This is a genomic window from Isoptericola sp. NPDC055881, assembly GCF_053615895.1.
The window spans coordinates 105773-129783 of sequence record NZ_JBSHCR010000001.1 but is presented as its reverse complement, the minus strand read 5'-3'; the positions used below and the strand labels follow the sequence as shown (position 1 = coordinate 129783).

The window sequence follows — 24011 nt, the reverse complement described above, 5'->3', positions numbered from 1 at the left end:
CGACCACAACACGACGAGGTGGTGCGGTGTTCCCGGGCGACGACGGAGGCCGCCCGGCGAGGGACCTACGAGAGGACGATCTCGTTGAGCTCCAGGTAGTTCTTGCCGTTGGTCTGCGGGAGCTCCGTGATCCACAGCACGAAGGAGTCCGCGACGGTCTCCTCCGACAGGTCGAGCTTGGTCTCCGAGCTGAACGACCCCTCCGCGAGCACCGGCCCGTCGGTCGGCTTGTCCCGCGACGTCGCACGGACCTCGACGTGCCCGCCCGACGAGTTGGTGTTGAGCGTGATCGAGGTGACCGGTGCCGGCTTCTCGAGCTCGATGACGTACCCGAGCCCGGAACGGAGCCCGGCGAAGTCGGGGGCGTTGAAGTACATCGTGTACCAGAACGTCGACGGGTCACCGTCGTACGCGAGGTCCACGGCCTCCGGGTGCTGCCCGTCGCCCTCCGGGTCGAGCTGGTCACCCGACTTGATGACCGGCCGCGCCTCCGGGGTCTCGGTGGGCTCCTCGGAGGCGTCGTCACTGGGCTGCTCGGCACCGGTGCCGCCGTTCGCGGCCTGCGTCGGCGACGGGCTCTCGGCGACCGTGGCGTCGAACGGCGACATGGCGCGCGACACCGCCCACAGGGCGCCGGCGAGGACGAGCACGACGACCAGCCCGAGCACGATCGGCGTCGGGTTCACGCCGCGCCGCTTGGGTGCGGGCGTCGACGCGAACCCACCGGTGTCGGTGCGCGGCTCTCCGCCGACGGGAGGGGGCGGGGGCACCGGAGCGTGCGCCGTCTGCGGGGCGGCGCCGTAGGCCTGCTGCGTGGCGTAGCCGGCCGGCGGGGCCCCGTACGCCTGCGTGGGCTGCGCGGGCTGGGGGGCCGGGGCACCCTGCTGCACCGGGGCCATCGCGGCGGTCTGCTGCGCCGCCGGACCCCCGGCGGGTGTCCCGACCGGCGGGATGGCCTGGGTCGACTGTGCTGCCGCCTGACCGGCCGGAGCGGCGCCACCGACGGCCCCACCGACGGCCCCACCGACGGCCCCACCGACGGCGGCGGCCCGGGCGATGCGACCGGTGGACGGCCGGCGGACCGGCGGGGCCGGGGGAGGAGTGCCCGGCAGGCCGGCACCGTTGCCCACGGCGCCGAGGACCGACGAGCGCACCGGCGGCTCGGTGGACGGCTGCACGAACTGCGGCAGGGACGCGACGACCGAGACCTCGCCCCAGGGCGCGAGCGCGGCGACGACGTCGCCCGGGGCGCTCGGGGCGTCGGGCGTGGCTGCGAAGGTCCGGCGGACGAGAGCGTCGAGGTCCGGGTCGACGTGCGGCACGAGGGCGGAGACGGGCACGACGCCGTTAGGGTCGGTCTGCGCGGGCAGCGGGCGCACGGCGTCCGTGGCGATCCACGGCTCCTCGAGGGAGTCGCCCGGCCAGCGGGCGGTGAGGGCGTAGTAGGCGAGGGCGACGAGATCGCGGGCGTCAGCGGCGGCGGCGTCGGCGCCGACCGTGGTCCGTCCGCCGTCGACCCCGGCGAGCGCGGCGTCGATGCCGAGCCCGGTGACGACGACACGGTGCCCGTCCACGCGCACGGCCTCGGGGCGCAGGGCCAGGTGGTGGACGCCGCGCTGGCCTGCGGCCTCGAGCGCGGCCGCGGCCTCGCCCACCACGGCGCGTGCCTGCTGGGCGTCGACCAGGCCGCTGGAGACGACCTCCGTGAGCGAAGAGCCGCGGTACGGCTCGGAGATGATGTAGCTGCGCTGGCCGGTGCCGAGGTCGGTGCTGCCGACGTCGAGCACGCGCGAGAGCCGCGGGTCGGCGACGAGCGCCGCCCGGCGGGCGGCGTCGAGTGCTGCCGACGCGTACGGGCCGTCGATGAACGTCACCCGGACGGGGCGGTCCAGGATCTGGTCGTGCGCCTCCCACGCCTCAGCTGCGGCGAGGTCGGTGGCTGCGGGCTGCACGAGCCGATAGCGATCGACCATGACTGTCCCGGGATGGGGGGTGCTCACCTGGACTCCTCGGTGGGGGTGCGGGGGGAGAGTGTCCTCCGGTCCATCGGACCATCGTACGGGCGGGCTGGTGGCCGCGAGGCGGTGACCGGCGGGCGCGCCCGCAGGGCCCTCACGGAACCCGCCCGAGCCGGGCACGCGACCGCGGTCATCGCTTGATCCGGCGGAGGACGGGGGCCAGCGCGTCGTCGAGCTCGCGCACGCGAAGGACCTTCAGGGACAGGACGTAGCCGAGCACCATGACGACGCCGGCGACGGCGGTCACGAGCACCGAGTGCCCCCAGGACGTGACGACGTAGCCGTCCATCAGGCGCACGGTGAGCCAGCCGAGCAGCGCCGCGACCGCGGCGCCGACCGTCGCCCGGACGTACAGCCGCATGACGTTGCGCCCGTCGATGCCGTGCAGCTTGCGCCGCATGCCGCGCACGCGCAGCAGCAGCGAGATCCACGTCGACACGGCGTACGCGCCACCGGCGGCGACCGCCCACCACGTGACGGGGAGCAGGCTGATCGCGGCCCACAGCACGGCCACCATCGACACGGTCGCGATCACCTGGATGACGAAGATCGACCGGCCGTCCTCGAACGCGAAGTACATGCGCCGGACCATGACCGTGGCTCCGAGGGCGACGATGCCGAGCGCCATGGCCTGGATGATCGGGGCGATCGCCGCGACCCCGCTCGGCCCCGCCGTGGGGAGCAGGGCCTCGGTCAGCGGCACGGCCAGGACGGCGAGCGCGGCGGCCGAGAAGACGGAGAAGATGCCTGCCGAGCGCATCCCCAGGGACATGTCGTGACGCACGCCGGCGAGGTCGCCGGCGTGGACGGCCGCCGTCATGCGGGGGAACAGGACCGTGATGATCGAGACGACGACGAGCGAGTGCGGCAGCAGGTAGATCGTCATGGCCTGGGTGTAGGCGGCGTTCCCCGCGACGGCGTCGTCGTTCCCGGCGGCGGCCCACAGGACGTTCGACAGGTAGAGCACGCCCAGCTGTTCGAGGACGACGGCGCCGATGGTCCACCCGACCACGGTGCCGGCGGACCGGAGCCCGATCCCTCGAAACCCCCAGCGGAAGCGCCAGCCGAAGCCCGACCGACGCAGCGCGATGACGAGGACGAGGGACTGCGCGGCGATGCCCAGTGTCGCCGTGCCTGCCAGCAGGGTGGTCTGGGCGGACGACCAGGTCGAGAGGTCGTTGATGCCGCGCTCCGGCGCGGTGCCCCAGGTCAGGAGGAACGCCCCGAAGCCGAGCAGCGACACCACGTTGTTGGCGACGGGTGCCAGTCCGTAGGCGCCGAACTTGCCCTGGGCGTTGAGCACCTGGCCGAGGAGCATGTAGAGGCCGTAGAAGAAGACCTGGGGGATGCACCAGTAGGCGAAGACCACGGCGAGGTGTCGCGCGTCGGGGTCGACGTGCCCGCGCAGGGTGAAGAGCGTGACGATGATCGGCGCGGCGACGACCAGCACGGCCGTGAGCAGCAGGAGCCCGAGGCCCGAGATCGAGATCAGCTTGTCGAGCCGCTCCCGGGCGTTCTTGGCGTTCATCGCGCGCAGGATCTGCGGGATGAGCACGGCCTGCAGCACACCCGCGGAGATCAGCGCGAACAGCATGTTCGGGAGCTTGTTCGCGATGTCGAACGCGTTCGCCACCGTGCCCACGGCGCCGACGCAGGCCACGAGCAGCACCGACCGGATGAGCCCGGACGCCCGCGACGCGACCGTGCCCGCCGTCATGACGATGGAGCCGCGGCCGAGGCTCGTGCGGCGCACGGCGTCCGCGGCGCCAGGCCGGTCGGCGGACGGCGCGCTCGTGCCGGCGCCGTCGGCCTCGGGCCCGCCGGCGACCGGCTCGGCGATGCCCGGCTCGACCATGCCGGCCTCGTGGGTGCCGGCTGCCGCAGCCTCGTCCGCGCGGCCCTCGTCCGTACGCCCCTCGTCCGTACGCCCCTCGTCCGTACGCCCCTCGGCCCAGGCCGCCGCGCCGGGCGTCGCGGCCGGTGTCGATCCGTGCCCGGTCGTGTCGTGCCTCCCGGGGGCGCCACGACGAGGCGGGGGCGGGAAGGCCGGCGGATAGCTCGGCGGCATGACGGGGTCGACGGGGGCCCCGTCGCGAGGTCGCTCGGGCCGGCCGTCGTCAGGGAAGGCGGGCGAGTCGGTCATGAGGGGTCTTTCTCCGTGGCCTGGGCGGGGGGAGCGGCGTCGGTCTCGGCCGGGACGGCCGGGTCGGGACCCTGCGGGTCCACGGCCTCGGTGACGCCCTCGGCGGTGGTGCGCGCAGAGGACCGGCCGCGACGCACGGTACGCCAGATGCCGCCGACGAAGAGCAGCGCGATCGCGGCAGCGACGACGGCGGTCCCCGCAGTCTCCCACCCGGCGCGGACGCGCACGGAGAAGCTCGTCGGACCGGCGACGACGGCGCCGTCGGGCGAGAGCACCTCGACCTGGAGCTCGACGTCGCCGGAGCCGATGGCGCGGACGGGGACGTGCACGTTGGTCGAGGTGCCGGCGGGGACCACGACCGTGGGACGGGACTCGACGATGAGCCGGGAGACGTCGGGCCGCAGGACGACGGTCACGGTCGCGTCGACGGGCAGCTCGTTCGTCACCTTCACGGGCAGCTTGCCGGTGTCGCTGACGAGGGTGACGTCGGACCGGTCGGCGACGCCGATGCCCTGCTGGAGGGCGTCGGCGCGCTCGACGGCGACGTCGACGGCGCGGTCGCGGGCGGCGGGGGCGTTCCGCGCGGCGACGGCCAGCGGGGCGAGGAGCGCCTGGTCGAGGTCGCCGGTGAGGTCCACGGGGTCGGTGGCGACGGTCGCGAACGAGGCGAGCGAGCGGTGCGTGTCCAGGATCCGGTCCACGGACTGCGGCGCCAGCTCGGCGCCGGCCGTGGCGCTGCGCGCCGGGTCGTCGCGCGAGACGCGGGACGCGGGCGCGGCGACGGTCGCAGAGAGGGGGACGACGTCGGCCCAGGCCGACTCCTCGAGGGAGTCGAGCACGCGGCCCACGAGCGCGGCGTCGGGCGACCAGTTGCGCGGGAGCGTCGCCAGCACGTGGAGGTCCCCGGTCCCGGCGTCCTGCTGCTGGAGGGCGAGCAGGGCCGTGTCGGCGAGCAGGCGCTGGGCGGCCTCCGCGGCCGACGGGGCGGCTGCGGTGTCCGTGAGCGACGCGAACGCGGCCGACAGCCCCGAGTCCGCGACGAGGGCGGACACCTTGCCCGACGGGGTGTCGACGGCGGCGCGCGCCGAGGCGGGCACGTCGCCGGTGGGGGCGAGCCCGGATCCGACGACGACCTGGTCGACCTGGGCGGCCCGACCCGTCGCGAGCGTGGCGGCATCGGTCCGGCCCTCGGGCCACGCGACGGAGAGGGACCACCCGGAGGGCCGCTGCCACGTGCTGCCGAGGGCGGCCTCGCCGCTCGTCGCGGCGGCGACGTCGGCGCGCGACGGGTCGGCGTGCGCGACGGCGGCGAGGTCGGGGTCGAACCCGGGCAGGACCGCGACGTCGGCGGCGTCGCCCGCCGCCGCGGAGGTCGTCCCTGTGGTCGACCCTGTGGTCGACGCTGCTGTCGTGGCCGCGGTGGTGGCGTCGACGGCGCCGCCCTCGGCAGCCTCGTCACCGCCGTCGCCGGTCCCCCCGTCGCCGCTGTCTTCCTCGGCCGCGGGGTCGGCGGTGCGTCCGGTGAGGCGGGCCGCCCAGGCCTGCACGTCCGGGTCGTCGGAGGACTCTGCCGCGGCGGCTAGCGCCGGGTCGACCGCGAGGGACAGGCCGGGGGAGGTGCCGGTGACCGCGGCGGCGTCGAGCACGCGCTCCAGCCGGCCGCCCGACCGGGTGAGGTCCGCGAGCTGCGCCGCGTACGCGTCCGGGTCCTGCGGGTCGGCGGCAGGGCCGGTGACGGGCGCCGCGACGCTCAGCGAGACCGGGTCGGGCACGCCGCCCGGGGGCGCGTAGAGGAGGAAGGTGTGCACCACGTCGACCGCGCTGCCGTCCTGCACCAGGGCGACGGACATCTCGCGCGGCCCCCACGGGGCGTCGGAGCCGAGGCCGAGGGCGTCGACGTCGAGCTCCAGGCTCACCTGGACCGACTCCGCGGGCGCGAGGCGGTCGACCGGCCGGGACGGGAGCTGCTGGACGGCGGTGCGGCCGCTCCTGTCGTCCGCCCACGCAGCGAGCTCGGACCGGGACGTGATCGGGCGCCAGGACACGCCGAGGTCCACGACCGCGCCGTCGAGCGCCGTGGCCGTGCCGTTCGTGACGCGGGCCGTCACGACGACCGTGCCGCCGGGCCGCGCGAGCGTCGGGCTGCTCCCCACCACCTCGACCGTCGCGCCACCGCGGCTCTTCGCGGCGCCCACCGAGGTGGCGGCGGACGGGGCGCTCGCCGCGGCGCCCGCAGGAAGCACGATCTGCCACCCGCTCAGGAGCACGCCGGCGAGCAGGACGAGGACGGCGAGCACGCGGGCCGGGTGGGCGGGCGGAGGCACGGGTGCGGCGACGGCACCCGGACGACGGGAGATGGTCACGCGGGGGGCCTCACTCGACGGGTCCCGGGACGGAGCGGGCGACGAGATCGGGGGTGCGCCGCAGCACCTGCTGCGCGGCGACGGCCAGCCGCTGCTCGTTCGGGTACGAGAGCCGGTCGGGAAGCTGGTCGACCGGGATCCACAGGGCGTCCTCCGCCTCGCCGTCAGGGTCGCCGTCGGCGGTGATGGTGCCGCCCTCGGCGCGCAGGAGGAAGTGGTGCACCACCTTGTGCACCCGGTGGTCCTCACCGCTGAACCAGTAGTCGATGACGCCGAGCCGGGCGCGCACCGTGCCGAGGATGCCCGTCTCCTCGCGGATCTCTCGGACCGCCGCCTGCTCCGGCGTCTCCTCGCCCTCCAGGTGCCCCTTCGGCAGGCACCACTCGAGCCGGCCGCCACGGTTGCGCCGCACGATGACGGCGGCCTGCGGGCCGCCCGGGGCCAGCCGCACGACCAGACCGCCCGCGGACGTCTCCTCGTTGACGGGGAGGTGCGTGGTGGTGCCCGACGGCGCCACGCCGACGACGGCGGGCGTCGTCGCGCCGCGCGGCCCGGCGAGCCGGGCGGGGTCGACCTTGAGAGGGTGCCCTCCCGGCGGCACGGGGACCGGCACGGCCGGGCGCCCGCGCCGGGGGGCGGGAACCGGGGCCGGGGTTGACATGCGCCCACCCTACCGAGTGACGGCCGCCCGCCGGCCCAGCCTCCGGGGCGCAGACAGCCAGGATCTGGGAGGATGGGACGCCGTGTCGACCCCCGAGCCCCAGGCCCCTGCCGCGCTGCTGCGCCGAGCCCTCACCGTGCTGACCGAGATGGCCCCCGCCGCCGTCGAGCTGGGCGAGGTGTTCCGCGCCGCAGGGCACGAGCTCGCACTGGTCGGAGGGCCTGTCCGTGACGCCTTCCTGGGCCGCGCCAGCCACGACCTCGACTTCGCGACGTCCGCGAGCCCCGACGAGACGCAGGCCCTGCTCGCCCGCTGGGGCGACGCCCACTGGGACATCGGCAAGGAGTTCGGCACCATCGGTGCGCGACGGTTCGCACGCACCGGCGGACCCGGCACCGCCTCGGGCGACGTCGTCGTCGAGGTCACGACCTACCGCAGCGACGAGTACGACCCCGCCTCCCGCAAGCCCGTGGTGGCGTTCGGGGACACCCTCGAGGGCGACCTGTCACGCCGCGACCTCACCGTCAACGCGATGGCCGTCCGGCTGCCCGACCTGACGTTCGTCGACCCCTTCTCCGGCCTCACCGACCTGGCCCGCGGCGTGCTGCGCACCCCCATCGCGCCCGAACGGTCCTTCGACGACGACCCGCTGCGCATGATGCGCGCCGCCCGGTTCGCCGCCCAGCTCGGCTTCGACGTCGAGCCGGCCACCCGGCAGGCCATCGTCGACATGGCGGGCCGCATCGAGATCGTCTCGGCGGAGCGGGTCCAGGCCGAGATCACGAAGCTGCTGCTCAGCGACCGCCCGCGCGCCGGCCTCGAGGTGCTGGTCGACACCGGCCTGGCCGACCACGTGCTGCCCGAGCTGCCCGCGCTGCGCCTGGAGATCGACGAGCACCACCGGCACAAGGACGTCTACCAGCACTCCCTCACCGTGCTGGAGCAGGCGATCGCCCAGGAGACCGGGCCCGACGGCCCCGTCCCCGCCCCCGACCTCGTGCTGCGCCTGGCCTCCCTGCTGCACGACGTCGGCAAGCCCGCCACCCGCCGCTTCGAGCCGGGCGGCGGGGTGAGCTTCCACCACCACGAGGTGGTCGGCGCCAAGCTCGTGGCCAAGCGGCTGCGCGCCCTGAAGTACGAGAAGCAGGTGGTCAAGGACGTGGCGCGCCTCGTCGAGCTGCACCTGCGCTTCCACGGCTACGGCGAAGGGCAGTGGACGGACTCGGCGGTGCGGCGCTACGTCACCGACGCCGGACCGCTGCTGGAGCGTCTGCACCGGCTCACCCGCGCCGACTCCACCACCCGCAACAAGCGCAAGGCGCAGCGGCTCGCCGACTCCTACACCGGCCTCGAGCAGCGGATCGCCGCCCTGCGCGAGCAGGAGGAGATCGACGCGATCCGCCCGGACCTCGACGGCTCGCAGATCATGGCGGTCCTCGACGTCCCGCCCGGGCCCGTCGTCGGGCAGGCCTACAAGCACCTCCTCGCGCTGCGGATGGAGCACGGCCCGCTCGGCGACGAGCGCGCCGAGCAGGAGCTCCGCGCCTGGTGGGCCGCCCGCCAGTCCTGACCCGACCCTTGCCGCCGGCCGCCGCCGCGGGTCTATCCTCGTCGCTGGCGCACGGGCCCGACGACGAGCCCGCCAGCGCGACGAGCGGAGGCGGGACATGAGCGGTCTGCCGGGCGCAGGCGCCACGACGGACGATCACCCGTACCGGCGGGCGCGGCTCGTCGTCGCGGCCTTCTACCTGGTGCAGGGCATGTGCTTCGCCGGCCTGCTCGCGCAGGTGCCGACGCTGCAGCACCAGCTGGGGATCTCGGACGGCACGCTCACGCTCATCCTGCTGCTGGTGCCCGTCGTGGCCGGTGTCGGGAGCGTCCTCGCGGGCGCGCTGGCCCCGCGCGTGGGCAGCGCCCGCCTGCTGCGGGTCTGCGGTCCGCTCGTGGCGCTCGCGGTGCTGGGCGCGGGCCTGGTTCCCACGGTGGGGGCGCTGTACCCGACGGTCGCGGCGGTGGGCCTGCTGCTGGGCCTGGTCGACGCCAGCATGAACATGCAGGGTGTCGAGGTGGAGCAGCGGTACGGCAGGAGCCTGCTGAACTCCTTCCACGGCGCGTGGAGCGTGGGCGGCATCCTCGGCTCGCTCGCGGCGGTGCTGGCGCACTCCGCGGGCTGGTCGCTGGCCGGCGGGCTCGGCCTCGTCGCGGGCGTGGGCGTGACGGTCGACCTCGTGGCGACGGCGCTGTCGCGGCCCGAGCGGTCGGAGCGGCCGGAGCGGTCTGTGGTGCCCACCGTCGCGCACAACGGCAGCGGGGCGGGAGGGGAGCCGGCGTCGCCGACGCCGCAGCCGGTCCGCCCGCCGTGGGGGCCGCTGGTGCTCGTCGGTCTGGCGGTCACCATCGTGTACGTCGCGGACTCGGCGACGTCGAACTGGTCCACCAAGTACATCCAGGACGCTCTCGGTGCGGCGGCGAACGTCGCGCCGCTCGGCCTCGCCGCGTACCTGGGGTGCCAGCTCGTGGGCCGGCTCGCCGCGGACCGGCAGGTCAACCGGTTCGGGCCGGTAGCGCCCGTCGCCGTCGGCGGGCTCGTCGGGGTGGCCGGCCTCAGCGCGGTGACGCTCGCCCCGGGGCCTTGGCTCGCCGTGGTCGGCTTCGGCCTGACCGGGCTGGGGCTGAGCGTCGTCGTGCCGCTGTCGTTCTCCGTGGCGGGCCGCCTCGACCCGGACGGCACCGGCATCGCCGTGGCACGCGTCAACCTCTTCAACTACGTGGGCTTCGTCGTCGGGGCGGGCCTCATCGGCGGGGTCGCCGAGGTGCTGAGCCTGCGGCTGGCCTTCGCCGTCCCCGCCCTGCTGGCGCTGGGCGTGGTCGTCCTCGCCCCCGCCTTCCGCGTCGCCGCCCGGGACCCTGCGGCCGCGCGGTCCGTCGTCGCCTGACCAGGGGGCCGACGTCCGAGGCCCTGCACCTGCCTACCGGTTCCAGCGGGGGCCGCGCCGACGTCGTCGCCCGGAGTGGTCGAGGCGCGCCCGCTCGTCGGGGTCGAGCCCGGCGTACACGCCTTCGCGGTAGTACTTGCTGGTCCCCGCCTCGAGCGCCATGACCTCACGGAAGCACTCGTCCAGCACCGGGCACCCGTCGCACAACGCCTTCGCCAGGGCGTAGGCGTCGGGCCGGCCCGGCTCCGCCGGGAACCACGGGTCCGTGCGGTCGATGTCCCACCCTGCGCACGTGGCGTGCTCCCGCCATGCCCGCTGTCCAACGCTCACCCGCGTGCTCCCACCCCCTGTGCCGTCGTGCGGTCCGCCGACCGGCGACGAGGCGACGTGGGCGACGCGCACCGGTGGCTGCCGTGGAGGCCAGGCCCTGTCAGGGCCAGGGGGGCGTCCCCGGAGCCCGACCTCCACGGCTCGGCCGCGCCACATCGCGGCCGGCGCCCCTCGTGACCAGGGCGCCCCCTGATGGTCGCGGACGCCAGACGGGAAAACCCCCGCCGTGCGGATCCTGCAAGGACCTTGCGCGAGGGCGTGACAGCGCGTAGTGGACGCCTCGAGGCACCGGAGGTCCGCCCGAGGCGCCCGAGGTCGTCACCGGGCGTCCTCGGGCGTCCTCAGGCGTCGTCAGTGTGCCGGGGGTGCCCCGGCCTCGCCGTGCGGGTCCGCCGGGACCCGCCGCAGCATGAACGAGAGCCCGACCGCGACGAGCATGATCGCCGTGCCCCACACGAACGCGTCCCCGACACCCTCGGAGAGCGCGACCTGGGGGGACGCGCCGTCCGCGGCCAGCGCGACGGAGCGTGTGGTCATCACGGCCACGAACATCGCCGTCCCGGCTGCGCCCGCGAGCTGCTGCACGGTGCCGATCGCCGCCGAGCCGTGCGAGTACAGGCGCGGGGTGAGCGACGACAGCGCGGACGTGAACAGCGGGGTGAACATGAACGCGAGGCCCAGGCTCAGGGTCACGTGCAGCGCGAGCACGTACCAGGGGGACGAGTCGGCGTGCACCTGCGTGAAGAGGCCGAGCGCGACCGACACCACGATCAGGCCGGGCGTCACCAGCGGGCGCGGGCCGACCCTGTCGTAGAGGCGGCCGACCGTCGGGCCGAGGAGGCCCATCAGCAGGCCACCGGGCAGGACGACGAGGCCGGTCGCGAGCGGCTCGAGGCCCATGCCCTGCTGCAGGAACAGCGGCAGCAGGATGAGGGAGCCGAACATGGCGAGCATCCCGACGGCCATGATCCCGAGTCCGAGGCTGAACCCCCGGAAGCGGAAGACCCGCAGGTCGAGCAGGGCGCGGTCCTCGCGGGCGAGGAGCAGCTGCCGCCACACGAACAGGCCGAGCACGACGACACCGGCGGCGAGCGGGATCCAGGGCGCGACCGGGGGCGTGTGGCGTGCAGCCTCGCCGATGCTCGACAGACCGTAGACGAGGCCGCCGAACGCGATCGCCGCGAGGAACAGCGACAGCGGGTCGAGCCGGGAGTGTGTACGGTCGGCGACGTCCCGGATGTACAAGAAGCCCATGACCAGCGCGACCAGGGCGATCGGCAGCACGACGCCAAAGACCCAGCGCCAGCTCAGCAGGTCGAGGATGACGCCCGAGATCGCCGGGCCGAGGGCGGGCGCCGCCGCCATGACGATGGAGATGTTGCCCATCACCTTGCCGCGGATCGCCGGCGGCACGACCGTCATGATCGTCGTCATCAGCAGCGGCATCATGATCGCCGTGCCCGAGGCCTGCACGATGCGACCGCCCAGCAGCCAGCCGAAGCCCGGGGACAGCGCGGCGAGCAGCGTGCCCGCGCTGAACAGCGACATCGCGAGCAGGTAGGCGCCGCGGGTGCCGAGGCGCTGCAGGAGGAACCCCGTGGCCGGGATGATCACCGACATCGTGAGCATGAAGGCGGTCGTGAGCCACTGCCCGGTGCTGGCGGTGATGCCGAGGTCGGTCATCAGGGGCGCGAGGGCCACGCTCATCGTCGTCTCGTTGAGGATGACGACGAACGCGGAACCGAGCAGCAGCGCGATGACGACGAACTGCTGCCGCGTCAGGCGCTGGGGCACCGCCGCGTCGATGACGATGCCGCCGGGCGGCAACGACGTGGCGTCCTTGGCGCCGGCGGGGGAGGGGGCGGCCTGCGCGGTGCTCGGGGCGGAGGGGGTGCTCGTGTCGGAGGGAACGGTGGTGTCTGTCGGTCGGGGGGCTGGCACGCTGTGCTCCGCTCGCGTCGGCGCCGGGGGACCCGGCGGAGGGCAGGGGACGGCCGGCGCCGGTCGAGCGCGCGGACGTCGTCGTGGTGGGTCGTGCTCGGTCGTGCGTCGGTCCTGGTCCGGGGGACGGACGGTCACCCTCGGTGCGGTCGGCGGAGGGCGAGACCGTACTGTGTACGACCACGAACCATCCTGCGATATTCCCGCACCCGTGACGACTTCTTATTCGGACCGAACTCGTCGGTGCCGCGCGGACGGATCGATGCGTGAGGGCGCCGGCGCCGGTGCCGGTGCTGGAGCCAGGGTCAGGCGCGGGCGGATGCGCCCTCGGCGCCACCTGAGCCCGCTGCGCCGCCGGTGCGGCCCAGCCCGGCCGGCACGTCCGACGGCGTGCGGGCCCCGCGCGTGGCCATGAGCAGCGCGGCGACGACGTACGCGACCGCGAGGCCCACGAAGACGCCGCGCGACCAGCCCGTGTCGGGGAGGGTGAACGCGGCCAGCGCGGCGGCTCCGACGAACGCCGCGTTGTACAGGACGTCGTAGAAGGCGAAGGCCCGGCCGCGGAACTCGTCCTCGGCGTCGCGCTGCACGATCGTGTCCACGGCGATCTTGGTGCCCTGCGCCGCGAGGCCGAGCAGGGCGGCGCCCGTGTAGACGACGGCACGCTCGGGCGAGGTGACGAGGAGCAGCTGGCTGGCCGCAGCGAGCAGCAGCATGATCGCGACCCAGCCCTGCGGTCCGGTGCGGCGCGAGAGGGTGGGCGTCAGGAACATCGCGACGGCGCCGCCCGCGCCCGTGAGGCCGACGACGACCGCGAAGGTGCCCATGCCGGCGTTCTGGTCGCCCGGGTCCAGCAGGTTGCGGGAGATGAGGATCGACGCGATGAAGACGACGCCGTACAGGAAGCGGTGCACCGCCATGGCGAGCAGCGCCTGCCCCGGGGTGCGACGCGCGACGAGGTAGCGGGCGCCGTCGGCGAGGCCGTGCGCGACCTTCGCGATCTCGCTGCGCAGGTCCGCCTCCGCGGGCGCCTCCGGGCCGAGCTGCTTACGGCCGAGCCGTGTCGCCAGCAGCGAGGCGACGGCGAACACCAGGGCCGCGCAGACCAGCGCGGACGAGTCCTTCACCCGGCCGGGCTCGAAGGTCAGCCCGAGGACGTAGCCGATGCCCCCGCCGACGAAGGCAGCCCCCGCGCCGAGCGTCGGCGACAACGAGTTCGCCGTGAGCAGCAGCGGGCCGTCGACCACGCGGGGCAGGCCGGCCGAGAGCCCGGCGAGCAGGAAGCGGTTCACCGACAGGGCTGCCAGACCGATCGCGTAGATGCCCCAGCCGACGCCGCCGGCGAGCATCAGGCCCGCCATGCCCAGCGTGAGCACGACCCGCACCGCGTTGCCCCACACCAGCACCTGACGGCGCTGCCACCGGTCCAGGAGCACCCCGGCGAACGGCCCGACGATGGTGAACGGCGCGAGCATGACGGCGAACGCGCCGGCGATGGCGGCGGCCGTGCCCTGGGACTCGGGGGAGAAGAACAGCAGCGAGGCCAGGCCGACCTGGAACATCCCGTCACCGGCCTGCGAGACCAGGCGGACCGTGAAGAGCTTCCGGAAGCCGTCCAGCCGCAGCAGCGCGCGCAGCTCGTGCCAGGTCTCGCTCATCGCTCCCACGCCCCTCAGCGTAGGTGCTCGTCCCGGAGATCCTCACGGGGGCGGTCCCCCGGGCGCATCACGCCGGCGCCGCGCGGAGTTCTGAAGCAGGGATCCAGAAAAAGATTCCTGAGCAGTCCCTTGTGCCCGATGACTTATGAAGGTACGTTTCGGAAATCCAGCCGCGGATGTGACCCAGGACACCCCGGCGCAGGCACCGAGGAGGGCACGTGGTCCGCACCGGCGGGGACCGGCACGTCACGGACGCGCGACGACGCAACACGCTCAGCTGCATCGAGGTGCTGCGCGGGAGCCCGGCGTCCACGCTGACGGCGTTGGCGAAGGACACCGGTCTCTCCCGCCCCACCGTGGAGTCGATCGTCTCCGAGCTCGTCGAACGGGGCCTCGCCCGCGAGGTGGCGGGCGTGGAGGAGGGGACCCTCGGCCGCCCGGCGCGGCACTACGCGTTCGCCGCGGACGCGCGCTACGTCGTCGGGCTCGACCTCGGCGTCCACTCGGTGACCGGCATGGTGGCGGATCTCGCGGGCAACGTCCGCGCCGTGGTGCGGCGCACCACGGAGGGGCCGGTCGACGGCGTGGCCCGGCTCGAGATCGCGCGCGCCGTGCAGCGCGAGCTCCTCGACGAGGTCGACGCCCCGAGGTCCAGGCTCGCCGCCGTCGCCGCGGCGGTGCCCGGCATCGTCGACGGGGAGCGCGTCCGCCTCTCGCTCCCGATCGCCGACTGGACCGGGGTGAACCTCGCTGCCCGCCTCTCCACCGGCGGCGACCACCCGGTCGTGATCGAGAACGACATCAACATGGCGGCGCTCGCCGAGCACGCGCTCGGGGCTGCTCGCCTCGCCGACGACGTCGTCCTGGTCCAGCTCGGTTACCGGGTCGGCGCCGCGCTGGTGCTGGGCGGGCAGGTCTACCGCGGGAACCGCTTCGCCGCGGGCGAGGTCGGCGACTTCTCCTGGACCGGCTGGGACGGCTGGTGCGAAGGAAGCCTGCTCGGGGAGATCGAGCAGGCGGGTGGTGCGGAGGCCGTCGCGCTGCGCGCACGCCAGGGGGACCGGGTCGCCCTCGGTCTGATCGAGCAGTACGTGCGACGTGTGGCGCCCGGCGTCGCCACCCTCGCCATGGTCGTCGACCCCGAGTGCGTCGTCCTTGGAGGAGGGCTCTCCCGCGCGGGAGAGCTGCTCCGCGCGCCCCTCCAGGCGGAGGTCGAGCGGCTGGTCCACCCCCGCGCCGCGGCACCCCTGGTGACCTCGGCCTTCGCGTCGGACGGCGCGGCGCTGGGCGCGCTGGTGCGGGCGCTGGAGATCGGCTCGGAGGCCGTGTTCGGGAGCGCCGAGATCGCCGCGCCCTCCCTGCGCGCCGCAGACCCGGCCGCCTCGCTCGCGGACGCGCTCGCCGTCGCCGCCCGGTCGGGGGCAAGTGCCGTGGCCCCGGTCGAGGTGGCGGACGACACCGCGCCGCGCGAGGAGGCGCCTGCTCCTCTCGTGGTCCGCGAGCCCTTGCGCGTCGCGGTCGTCGGGGTGGGTGCCCGCGCCCGGATGGCGCAGTGGGTCGGACGCACGGGGGTGCCCGCGCGCATCGTCGCCACCGTCGACGTCGACCCGGCGGGCCGGGACCGGGCGGGCGAGCTGTTCGGCCCCGGGCCGACGTTCGCGACCGACCTGGACGCGCTCCTGCGGCCCGACGACGGGCGCGTGCCGGACGCCGCCTTCGTCTGCACGCCCGACGACACCCACGCGGACATCGGCGAGCAGCTGCTGCGGGCCGGCGTCGCCGTGTACCTCGAGAAGCCGCTGGCCACGACCGTCGAGGACTGCGACCGCGTGCTCGCCGCCGCCGCGCAGACCGGCACCCCGCTCTACGTCGGGCACAACATGCGGCACATGGCCGTGGTCCGCACCATGCGCGAGATCATCGCGCGCGGCGAGATCGGTGACGTCCAGGCGGTCTGGTGCCGGCACTTCGTCGGCAACGGCGGCGACTACTACTTCAAGGACTGGCACGCCGACCGCTCGCGCAGCACAGGGCTGCTGCTCCAGAAGGCCGTGCACGACATCGACGTCATCCACTGGCTCGCCGGGTCCACGACCCGCGACGTCGTGGGCATGGGCGACCTGCAGGTGTACGGCCGTGTCACCGACCGCGCGGACCGGACGGGGCAGCTCATGACCGACTGGTTCTCGTACGACAACTGGCCGCCGCTGGAGCAGAAGGGCCTGCACCCCGTCGTCGACGTGGAGGACACGTCGATGATGCTGATGCGGCTCGGGAACGGCGTCCTCGCCAGCTACGAGCAGTGCCACTTCACGCCGGACTACTGGCGCAACTACACCGTGATCGGCACCCGCGGCAGGCTCGAGAACTTCGGCGACGGCGACGGCGGCTCGGTGCGGGTGTGGAACCGGCGCACCGCGTACGCCGCCGCGGGCGACGTCGAGTACCCGATCGCCGCGGGCGGTCAGGGTCACCAGGACGCGGACCGGCTCACCGTGGACGAGTTCCTGCGGTTCGTGGCCGACGGCACGCCGATCACCACCTCGCCGGTGATGGCACGCGACGCGGTCGCGGCCGGCGTGGCCGCCACTCTCTCGCTCCGGGCCGGTTCGGCGCCGCAGCGTGTCCACCCCGTGGCCCCCGAGGTCGCGGCCCACTTCGACGACGTCGTCGAGCCCGAGGCACGGACGCCCGGGACCTGAAGCACCACCCCATCGGAGGAGCACCCTGATGAAGCACCTCATCCGCAGCGCGGCCTTCCTGGGCGTCGCTGCCGTCGCACTGACGCTCACCGCATGCTCGGGCGGCGACGACGCCGCCGAGGGCGACGCGGCCGTCGCGGCGACCGACGCCCAGGCCGAGATCACCTATGCGATCTGGGACGAGAACCAGAAGCCCGCGATCGACCAGAACATCAAGGACTTCAACAAGACCTACCCGAACATCAAGGTCACGGTCGACCTGACCCCCTACCAGCAGTACTTCACCAAGCTGCAGACGCAGGGCGAGTCCCGGACGCTGCCGGACGTGTTCTGGATGAACGGTCCGAACGTGCAGCTGTACGCCGCGAACGACCTGCTCGAGCCGATCACGGGTCTCACGGACAGCGGCGAGATCGACCCCTCGAAGTACCCGGACGCGCTGAACCAGCTCTACACGTTCGACGGCACGCAGTACGGCGTCCCCAAGGACTTCGACACCGTCGCGCTCTGGTACAACAAGGCACTGTTCAAGCAGGCCGGGGTCGACCTGCCGACCGACGACTGGACCTGGGACGAGTTCAAGGCCGCGGCCAGCGAGATCTCCGACAAGCTGTCCGACAAGGGCGTGTACGGGGTGGTGACCGAGCTCAACGGCGGCGGGCAGAGCAGCTACTACGACTCGATCCTGCAGGCCGGTGGCCACGTCATCTCGGACGACGGCACGACGTCGGGCTACGACGACCCTGCGTCGATCGAGGGGCTCCAGCTGTGGGCCGACCTCATCGCCGACGGCGCGTCGCCGAACGTCCAGCAGCTCTCGGACACCAAGCCGAACGTGTGGTTCAACTCCGGCAAGGCCGCCATGTTCTGGTCCGGCAACTGGTCCGTCGGGGAGATGAAGGACTCGCCGAACAAGGACGACTTCGGGATCGTGCGCCTGCCGAAGGGTCCCGAGCAGCGCGCCACCGTGATCCACGGCCTGGCGAACGTCGTCGCCGCGGACAGCGAGCACCAGGAGGCGGCCAACGCCTTCCTCGCCTACCTCGGGTCCGAGGAGGCGCAGCGCACGCAGGCGGAGATGGGCGTGGCGAACCCGGCGTACACCGGGACGCAGCAGGCGTTCGTCGACTCCGTGCCCAGCTTCGGGATCCAGGTCTTCCTGGACTCCGCCGACGAGATGTCCTTCCCGTACCCGATCTCGCAGAACACGGCGGCCTGGAACGCGCTCGAGAACGAGCTGCTGCCCCAGGCGTTCTCCGGCGAGCGGCCCGTCGAGGAGGTCGCCAAGGAGCTGGCCGACTCCATGAACGAGGAGCTCGCGAAGGAATGACGTCCGTCGACCACACCTCCCGGGCGGGCGACGGCGTCGCCTCGCCCGCCCGGGGGGCCACCCCGCCGACCCCGCCCAGGAGGCCCGCGCCGCGCGGGCCGCAGCGGGGGCACGACGGCTGGTGGCCCGTCCTGTTCGTGCTCCCCACGATGTTCGGTGTCGTGCTGTTCTACCTGTGGCCGATCATCCAGACCGGGTACTTCAGCTTCACCGAGTGGGGCGCCTTCGGCGGCCAGACGTGGGTGGGCACGGAGAACTACGCCCGTCTCGCCCGCGACCCCGACCTGGGCACGGCCGTCGTCAACACCCTCGTCTACACCGGCATCGTGCTGCTGGGCATCCCGGTCGCGATGTTCGTCGCGAGCCTGCTCAACCGCCCCGGCATGCGGTTCACCGCGTTCTACCGGGTGCTGTACTTCATGCCGTACGTCGCGATGCCCACCGCCGTCGCGATGGTGTGGCGCCTCATCTTCAACGGCGACTTCGGGATCCTCAACTGGGCGCTCGGGCTGGTCGGCATCGACGGGCCGGCCTGGACGTCGACGCCCGGCTTCGCCCTGGTGGCGGTGTCCGTCGTCGGCCTGTGGACGTCGCTCGGCTTCGCGATCATCATCCTGTCCGCGGGCCTCAAGAACATCCCGCCGGAGCTCTACGAAGCGGCGTCGCTGGACGGCGCGACACCCTGGCGGCAGTTCCGGTCGGTCACCGCCCCGCTGCTGACGCCGAGCATCTTCTTCGTCACCGTCATCACGGTCATCAACGGGTTCCAGCTCTTCGACCTGCTGTACGCCCTGATGGGCCAGGCGAACCCCGCGATCCAGCAGACGCAGTCGCTCGTGTACCTCTTCTACAACGAGGCGTTCCTGCGCAACGACAAGGGCTTCGCGGCCGCCATCGCGATGGTGATCCTGCTCATCGTCGGCGCCGTCACCCTGCTCCAGTTCCGCATGCAGAGGAGGTGGGTCACCTATGCCTGACACGACCCTCACGGCAGCACCGCTCCCGTCGGCGGCCACGCTCCGGCCGCCCCGGCGCCGCACGTCGCGCCACGGGTCCAACACGTGGGCCCACGTGCTCCTCGCCGTCGGCGGCGCGGTCATGGTGTTCCCGTTCGTCTGGCAGCTGCTCACGTCCCTGTCCACGAACGCCCAGGTGATGAGCGTGCCCCCGGTCTTCTGGCCGGGGGAGCTCCAGTGGGGCAACTACGCCGAGGTGTTCTCCAAGCTCCCGTTCCTCCAGGAGTTCTGGGTCTCGGTCTCCATCACCGCGGTGCGCACCGTCGGCCAGCTCGTGCTGTGCTCGATGGCGGGCTACGCGTTCGCCCGCATGCGGTTCCCGCTGCGCGGGGTGCTGCTGGCGCTCGTGCTGTCGATCCTCATGGTGCCGTCGCAGGTGTACCTCATCCCGCAGTACCAGATCATCAACGAGCTCGGCTGGTTGAACACCGTGGCAGGCATCGCCGCCCCGGGCGTCTTTAGCGCCTTCGGCACCTTCCTCATGATGCAGTTCTTCAAGGGCGTGCCGGACTCGCTCGAGGAGGCGGCCCGCCTCGACGGCGCCAACCCGTTCCAGGTCTTCACCCGCGTGATGCTGCCGCTCGCAGGCCCCAGCCTCGGGGCGTTGACGATCATCACCGTGCTCTGGTCGTGGAACGACCTCCTGTGGCCCCTCGTGGTCTCGACCAGGGCAGAGAGCATGCCCCTCGCGGCGGGGATCGCGACGTTCGCCGGGCGCACCACCACCGACTACACGGTGATGATGGCGGCCAGCGTCCTCGCGATGGCGCCGATCCTCCTGCTCTTCGTCGTCATGCAACGCCGCGTGATCGACGGCCTCGCCCACTCCGGACTCAAGTAGGAGCACGATGACTGCCGCAGAGCCTTCCCCCACCCTCACCGTCGGCCTCGTCGGCGCCGGCGGCATCGCACGGGCCCACGCCCCGGCGTGGCGCGCCCTCGGCGCCGACGTGGTCGTCCACTCGGTCGACGGCGCGGCCGAGCTCGCCGCCGCGCACGGCGGGCGTGCGGTCGCCACGCTCGCCGAGCTCCTCGACGTCGTCGACGTCGTCGACGTCGTCACCCCGACGCCCACGCACCTCGAGGTGGCCTCCGCGGCGTTCGCCGCCGGCCGCCACGTGCTCTGCGAGAAGCCCCTGGGCCGCACCTCGGCCGACGCGGTCGCGCTCCTGGAGGCGGCGCGCGCCGCCGACCGCCAGCTCTACCCCGGGCACGTCGTGCGGTTCTTCCCCGAGTACGCGCTGATGCGGGCCGCCGTGCAGGCGGGCGAGATCGGGACGCCCGCCGTCCTCCGCTTCGCCCGCGGCGGCACGTTCCCCGCCTGGTCGCCGTGGTTCGCCGACGACGCCCTCTCCGGCGGGGTCGTCCTCGACCTCATGGTCCACGACCTCGACCTCGCCCGGTGGGTCGCGGGCGAGGTCACCACCGTCTACGCGACGCGGCGGTCCCTGCAGGAGGACGGCCGTCCGCACACCCTGGCGCACGTGGTGCTCACGCACGCGGGCGGTGCGATCACCCACGTGCGCGGACTGTGGGGCGCGCCGCACACGACGTTCCGGACGTCGTTCCACGTCGCCGGCGACGCCGGGGTGCTGAGCTTCGACTCCGCGTCGGCCGGCGGCGTCCGCGCCGACCTGCCTCCCGTCCCGACCGGCGGCCAGGACCGGCCCGCACCCGCCGCGGGGGAGAGCCCCTACCTCACGGAGATCCGGGAGCTCGCGACGGCGTTCGCGGCGTCGCCGACCACCCTGGCCGCCGACGACCCGCGTCGCCCGCGGGTCAGCGCCGTCGACGGCGTCATCGCCGTCGACCTCGCCGAGGCCGCCCTGGCCTCGATCGCCTCCGGCCGGCCCGTCGCCGTCGACACCGCCGCCCGGGCGCGCGAGCTCGGGGACGCCCCCGTGCCCGCACCCACCACCGCCGCCCTCGCGACCACCGGGAGCCGAGCATGACCGCCCGCACCGCCCACGCCCCGACCGCCGGGGAGGCCCGCGCCCTACGCGTCGCCGTCCTGTCGTTCGCGCACGTGCACGCCGCGTCGTACATCGCCCTCCTGCGCGACCGGCCCGATGTCGAGCTCCTCACCGCCGACCCGGACTCCGCCACCGCCCCCGACGACGAGCTGCGCGGCCCCGAGTTCGCCGCGCAGCACGGCGCCCCCTACGTCGACACGTACGCCGAGGCGCTCGCATGGGGCCCCGACGCGGTGATCGTCTGCGCGGAGAACGCCCGCCACCGGGACGTCGTGCTCGCCGCTGCCGCCGCCGGTGCGCACGTGCTGTGCGAGAAGCCGCTGGCCACCCGCGTCGAGGACGCCGAGGCGATGGTCGAGGCGTGCGACGCCGCCGGCGTGCGCCTCATGACCGCCTATCCCGTGCGGTTCAGCCCCGAGTTCGCCACGCTGCGCGACCTCGTCGCGGCGGGGACCCTCGGCACCGTCCTGGGAGGCACGGGCACGAACAACGGCAAGGTCCCGGCGGGCCGCGCATGGTTCACCGACCCGGAGCTGGCCGGCGGCGGGGCGCTCGCGGACCACGTGGTCCACGTCGCCGACCTGCTCGACGCCCTGCTCGGCGAGGAGGCGGTCGCCGTCCGCGCCGTGACCAACCGCGTGCTGCACGGGGACGACCCGCGGGTGCGCGCCGAGACCGGCGGGCTGGTGAGCCTCACGTACGCCGGCGGCGCGGAGGTCACGATCGACTGCTCCTGGTCCGTGCCGGACGGCGCGGCGACCTGGGGCGGCCTCACCCTGCAGCTCGTGGGCACGGGCGGGACGGTCGAGATCGACCCGTTCGGCGCGCACGTCGGCGGCCTCGTGGCGGGCGGGACGCGCCAGGCCTGGCTCGGGTTCGGCGAGAACCTGGACCGGCTGATGCTGGAGCACTTCCTGGACTGCGTCCGCACGGGGACGACGCCGGGCCCGGACGGCCGGGCCGGCCTGCGGACCCTGCGCGTGGTCGCGGCCGCCCAGGAGTCCGCCGCCGCCGGCGGCGAGGTCGTGCGCCTCGCCGGCTGAGCGCGGACGCGACGGAGCCGGGCACCGCGTGCGGTGCCCGGCTCCGTGGTCGTGCGGTCGTGCCGTCCGAGAGCCGGACGCCGCGGTCAGCGCTCGACGTCGCCCTTGATGAACGCCTCGAGCTGGGCGCGGCCCGCGGTGTCCTCCATCTGCACGGGCGGGGACTTCATGAAGTAGGTCGACGCCGAGAGGATCGGGCCGCCGACGCCGCGGTCCAGCGCGATCTTGGCCGCACGGACGGCGTCGATGATGATGCCGGCCGAGTTGGGGGAGTCCCACACCTCGAGCTTGTACTCCAGGTTCAGGGGCACCTCGCCGAACGCACGGCCCTCGAGGCGGACGTACGCCCACTTGCGGTCGTCGAGCCACGCGACGTAGTCCGACGGGCCGATGTGGACGTTGCGGTCCTCCTTCTTGCCGCCGAGCGCGCCGGTGAGGTTGGAGGTCACCGCCTGCGTCTTCGAGACCTTCTTCGACTCGAGGCGGTCGCGCTGCAGCATGTTCTTGAAGTCCATGTTGCCGCCGACGTTCAGCTGGTACGTGCGGTCGAGCACGACGCCGCGGTCCTCGAAGAGCTTCGCGAGCACGCGGTGCGTGATCGTGGCGCCGACCTGCGACTTGATGTCGTCGCCGACGATCGGCACGCCGGCGTCCTCGAACTTCTTGGCCCACTCGGGGTCGGAGGCGATGAAGACGGGCAGCGCGTTGACGAAGGCGACCTTCGCGTCGATGGCGCACTGCGCGTAGAACTTGTCCGCCTCCTCGGAGCCCACGGGCAGGTAGGAGACGAGGACGTCGACCTTCGCGTCCTTGAGGGCCTGCACGACGTCGACCGGCTCGGCGTCCGACTCGTCGATCGTGGCCGAGTAGTAGTCGCCGAGGCCGTCGAGCGTGTGGCCGCGCTGGACGACGACGCCCGTGGGCGGCACGTCGGCGAACTTGATGGTGTTGTTCTCCGAGGCGTGGATCGCCTCGGCGAGGTCGAACCCGACCTTCTTCGCGTCGACGTCGAACGCCGCCACGAACTCCAGGTCCCGGACGTGGTAGTCGCCGAGCTGCACGTGCATGAGGCCGGGGACGGTGTCGGTGGGGTCGGCGTCACGGTAGAAGTGCACGCCCTGGATCAGGGACGATGCACAGTTTCCGACACCGACGATGGCAACGCGGACGGAGGTCATCCTCGCTCCTTGTTTCTCTGGGCCGGGGCGTCCTGCACCCCGGCGCTGTGGTCGCGGGCGCGGCCGAGAGCACGGTCGCGTTCCGTGGTGATGAGTCCGTCGAGCCAGCGCACCTCGCGCTCGACCTGTTCGAGCCCGTGGCGCTGCAGCTCGAGGGTGTACTCGTCGAGCCGCTCGCGGGTGCGTGCGGCGGACTCTCGGACCGCCTCCAGCCGCTCGGTGAGCCGGGTGCGCCGGCCTTCGAGGATGCGGATGCGGGTCTCGGCGTCCGTCTGCGCGAAGAACGCGAAGCGGACGTCGAAGTTCTCGTCCTCCCAGGCGGCCGGGCCCGACGACGCGAGGACGGTCTGGAGATGCTCCTTGCCGTCCGCGGTCAGCCGGTACACGATCCGCCCGCGCCGACCCGACAGCGGTGCCTTGCCCGAAGACCTGGCACCGGGCTGTCGGGTCCCTGGCGTCCGGACCGCGGCCGCGGGGGCCTCGCGCTCGGTGGTCTCGATGAGGCCGCGGGCGACGAGAGACTTCAGCGCCGGGTAGAGGGTGCCGTAGGAGAACGCGCGGAACGAGCCGAGCAGCAGGTTGAGCCGCTTGCGCAGCTCGTACCCGTGCAGCGGGGCGGAGTTGAGCAGGCCGAGGATGGCCGTCTCGAGCACCACAGACCTGCTGCGCACGAGGGTTCCCCTCCCTGTCCGATTGTCCGTCCCTGCCGACCCGTCGTC

Annotated in this window: 17 protein-coding genes; 8 read left to right on the top strand and 9 right to left on the bottom strand. The window is 73.8% G+C overall.

What is annotated here, in order from left to right:
- Positions 1-65: 65 nt before the first annotated feature.
- The 4 genes from ACWGKI_RS00590 to ACWGKI_RS00575 form a co-directional block, all read right to left on the bottom strand.
- Positions 66-2000, bottom strand: coding sequence for a hypothetical protein (locus ACWGKI_RS00590; RefSeq protein WP_452183830.1), 1935 nt, complete (start codon positions 1998-2000; stop codon positions 66-68).
- 148 nt (positions 2001-2148) lie between these two features.
- Positions 2149-4161, bottom strand: a complete 2013-nt coding sequence (murJ, locus tag ACWGKI_RS00585) for a murein biosynthesis integral membrane protein MurJ (RefSeq protein ID WP_452183828.1) — start codon at positions 4159-4161, stop codon at positions 2149-2151.
- Positions 4158-6524, bottom strand: coding sequence for a DUF6049 family protein (locus ACWGKI_RS00580; RefSeq protein WP_452183826.1), 2367 nt, complete (start codon positions 6522-6524; stop codon positions 4158-4160). The genes murJ and ACWGKI_RS00580 overlap by 4 nt, the downstream gene beginning before the upstream one ends.
- Positions 6525-6534: 10 nt before the next feature.
- Entirely contained in the window at positions 6535-7185 is a 651-nt protein-coding gene (locus ACWGKI_RS00575; protein ID WP_380242229.1) for an NUDIX hydrolase, read from the bottom strand.
- An 82-nt stretch (positions 7186-7267) separates the two neighbouring features.
- On the opposite strand from ACWGKI_RS00575, the gene ACWGKI_RS00570 reads away from it, so the two are divergent.
- Together ACWGKI_RS00570 and ACWGKI_RS00565 are read left to right on the top strand one after the other, a co-directional pair.
- Positions 7268-8755, top strand: coding sequence for a CCA tRNA nucleotidyltransferase (locus ACWGKI_RS00570; RefSeq protein WP_452183823.1), 1488 nt, complete (start codon positions 7268-7270; stop codon positions 8753-8755).
- Positions 8756-8852: 97 nt separating this feature from the next.
- Positions 8853-10121 carry an MFS transporter gene (locus ACWGKI_RS00565; RefSeq protein ID WP_452183821.1) on the top strand — a complete coding sequence of 423 codons (1269 nt, stop codon included), beginning with the start codon at positions 8853-8855 and terminating at the stop codon, positions 10119-10121.
- Between the two features lie 33 nt (positions 10122-10154).
- Here the strand turns inward: ACWGKI_RS00565 and ACWGKI_RS00560 are convergent, their stop codons facing one another.
- The 3 genes from ACWGKI_RS00560 to ACWGKI_RS00550 all read right to left on the bottom strand — a co-directional run bounded on the left by ACWGKI_RS00560 (position 10155) and on the right by ACWGKI_RS00550 (position 14050).
- Entirely contained in the window at positions 10155-10451 is a 297-nt protein-coding gene (locus ACWGKI_RS00560) for a WhiB family transcriptional regulator (protein WP_452183819.1), read from the bottom strand.
- A gap of 351 nt (positions 10452-10802) precedes the next feature.
- Positions 10803-12392 (bottom strand): MDR family MFS transporter, encoded by a 1590-nt coding sequence (locus tag ACWGKI_RS00555; RefSeq protein ID WP_452183817.1) that lies wholly within the window; start codon positions 12390-12392, stop codon positions 10803-10805.
- Between the two features lie 305 nt (positions 12393-12697).
- A complete protein-coding gene (locus tag ACWGKI_RS00550; protein WP_452183857.1) occupies positions 12698-14050 on the bottom strand; it encodes an MFS transporter in 1353 nt (450 codons plus the stop codon).
- Between the two features lie 218 nt (positions 14051-14268).
- Between ACWGKI_RS00550 and ACWGKI_RS00545 the strand changes: the two genes are divergently transcribed.
- Genes ACWGKI_RS00545 through ACWGKI_RS00520 form a run of 6 tightly spaced genes read left to right on the top strand, consistent with a single transcriptional unit; the run spans position 14269 to position 22114 of the window.
- The gene (locus tag ACWGKI_RS00545) at positions 14269-16752 is read left to right on the top strand and encodes an ROK family protein (protein WP_452183815.1); all 2484 of its coding nucleotides are present in this window, start codon (positions 14269-14271) and stop codon (positions 16750-16752) included.
- A 28-nt stretch (positions 16753-16780) separates the two neighbouring features.
- A complete protein-coding gene (locus ACWGKI_RS00540) occupies positions 16781-18082 on the top strand; it encodes an ABC transporter substrate-binding protein (RefSeq protein WP_452183813.1) in 1302 nt (433 codons plus the stop codon).
- Positions 18079-19059 carry a carbohydrate ABC transporter permease gene (locus tag ACWGKI_RS00535; protein WP_452183811.1) on the top strand — a complete coding sequence of 327 codons (981 nt, stop codon included), beginning with the start codon at positions 18079-18081 and terminating at the stop codon, positions 19057-19059. Before ACWGKI_RS00540 ends, ACWGKI_RS00535 begins: the two co-directional genes overlap by 4 nt.
- Positions 19052-19939, top strand: coding sequence for a carbohydrate ABC transporter permease (locus tag ACWGKI_RS00530; protein ID WP_452183809.1), 888 nt, complete (start codon positions 19052-19054; stop codon positions 19937-19939). Before ACWGKI_RS00535 ends, ACWGKI_RS00530 begins: the two co-directional genes overlap by 8 nt.
- A gap of 7 nt (positions 19940-19946) precedes the next feature.
- A complete protein-coding gene (locus ACWGKI_RS00525; RefSeq protein WP_452183807.1) occupies positions 19947-21050 on the top strand; it encodes a Gfo/Idh/MocA family protein in 1104 nt (367 codons plus the stop codon).
- Positions 21047-22114, top strand: coding sequence for a Gfo/Idh/MocA family protein (locus ACWGKI_RS00520; protein ID WP_452183805.1), 1068 nt, complete (start codon positions 21047-21049; stop codon positions 22112-22114). The genes ACWGKI_RS00525 and ACWGKI_RS00520 overlap by 4 nt, the downstream gene beginning before the upstream one ends.
- A gap of 86 nt (positions 22115-22200) precedes the next feature.
- Here ACWGKI_RS00520 and ACWGKI_RS00515 read toward each other — a convergent pair whose 3' ends face one another.
- Together ACWGKI_RS00515 and ACWGKI_RS00510 are read right to left on the bottom strand one after the other, a co-directional pair.
- The gene (locus ACWGKI_RS00515) at positions 22201-23292 is read right to left on the bottom strand and encodes an inositol-3-phosphate synthase (RefSeq protein ID WP_452183803.1); all 1092 of its coding nucleotides are present in this window, start codon (positions 23290-23292) and stop codon (positions 22201-22203) included.
- A complete protein-coding gene (locus ACWGKI_RS00510; protein ID WP_380243993.1) occupies positions 23289-23963 on the bottom strand; it encodes a PadR family transcriptional regulator in 675 nt (224 codons plus the stop codon). The genes ACWGKI_RS00515 and ACWGKI_RS00510 overlap by 4 nt, the downstream gene beginning before the upstream one ends.
- Between the last annotated feature and the right edge of the window lie 48 nt (positions 23964-24011).

Coding starts and splice junctions, on each gene's coding strand:
- murJ (WP_452183828.1), bottom strand. CDS start 4,161: ATGACCGACTCGCCCGCCTTCCCTGACGACGGCCGGCCCGAGCGACCT.
- ACWGKI_RS00575 (WP_380242229.1), bottom strand. CDS start 7,185: ATGTCAACCCCGGCCCCGGTTCCCGCCCCCCGGCGCGGGCGCCCGGCC.
- ACWGKI_RS00565 (WP_452183821.1), top strand. CDS start 8,853: ATGAGCGGTCTGCCGGGCGCAGGCGCCACGACGGACGATCACCCGTAC.
- ACWGKI_RS00550 (WP_452183857.1), bottom strand. CDS start 14,050: ATGAGCGAGACCTGGCACGAGCTGCGCGCGCTGCTGCGGCTGGACGGC.
- ACWGKI_RS00540 (WP_452183813.1), top strand. CDS start 16,781: ATGAAGCACCTCATCCGCAGCGCGGCCTTCCTGGGCGTCGCTGCCGTC.
- ACWGKI_RS00535 (WP_452183811.1), top strand. CDS start 18,079: ATGACGTCCGTCGACCACACCTCCCGGGCGGGCGACGGCGTCGCCTCG.
- ACWGKI_RS00530 (WP_452183809.1), top strand. CDS start 19,052: ATGCCTGACACGACCCTCACGGCAGCACCGCTCCCGTCGGCGGCCACG.
- ACWGKI_RS00525 (WP_452183807.1), top strand. CDS start 19,947: ATGACTGCCGCAGAGCCTTCCCCCACCCTCACCGTCGGCCTCGTCGGC.
- ACWGKI_RS00520 (WP_452183805.1), top strand. CDS start 21,047: ATGACCGCCCGCACCGCCCACGCCCCGACCGCCGGGGAGGCCCGCGCC.
- ACWGKI_RS00515 (WP_452183803.1), bottom strand. CDS start 23,292: ATGACCTCCGTCCGCGTTGCCATCGTCGGTGTCGGAAACTGTGCATCG.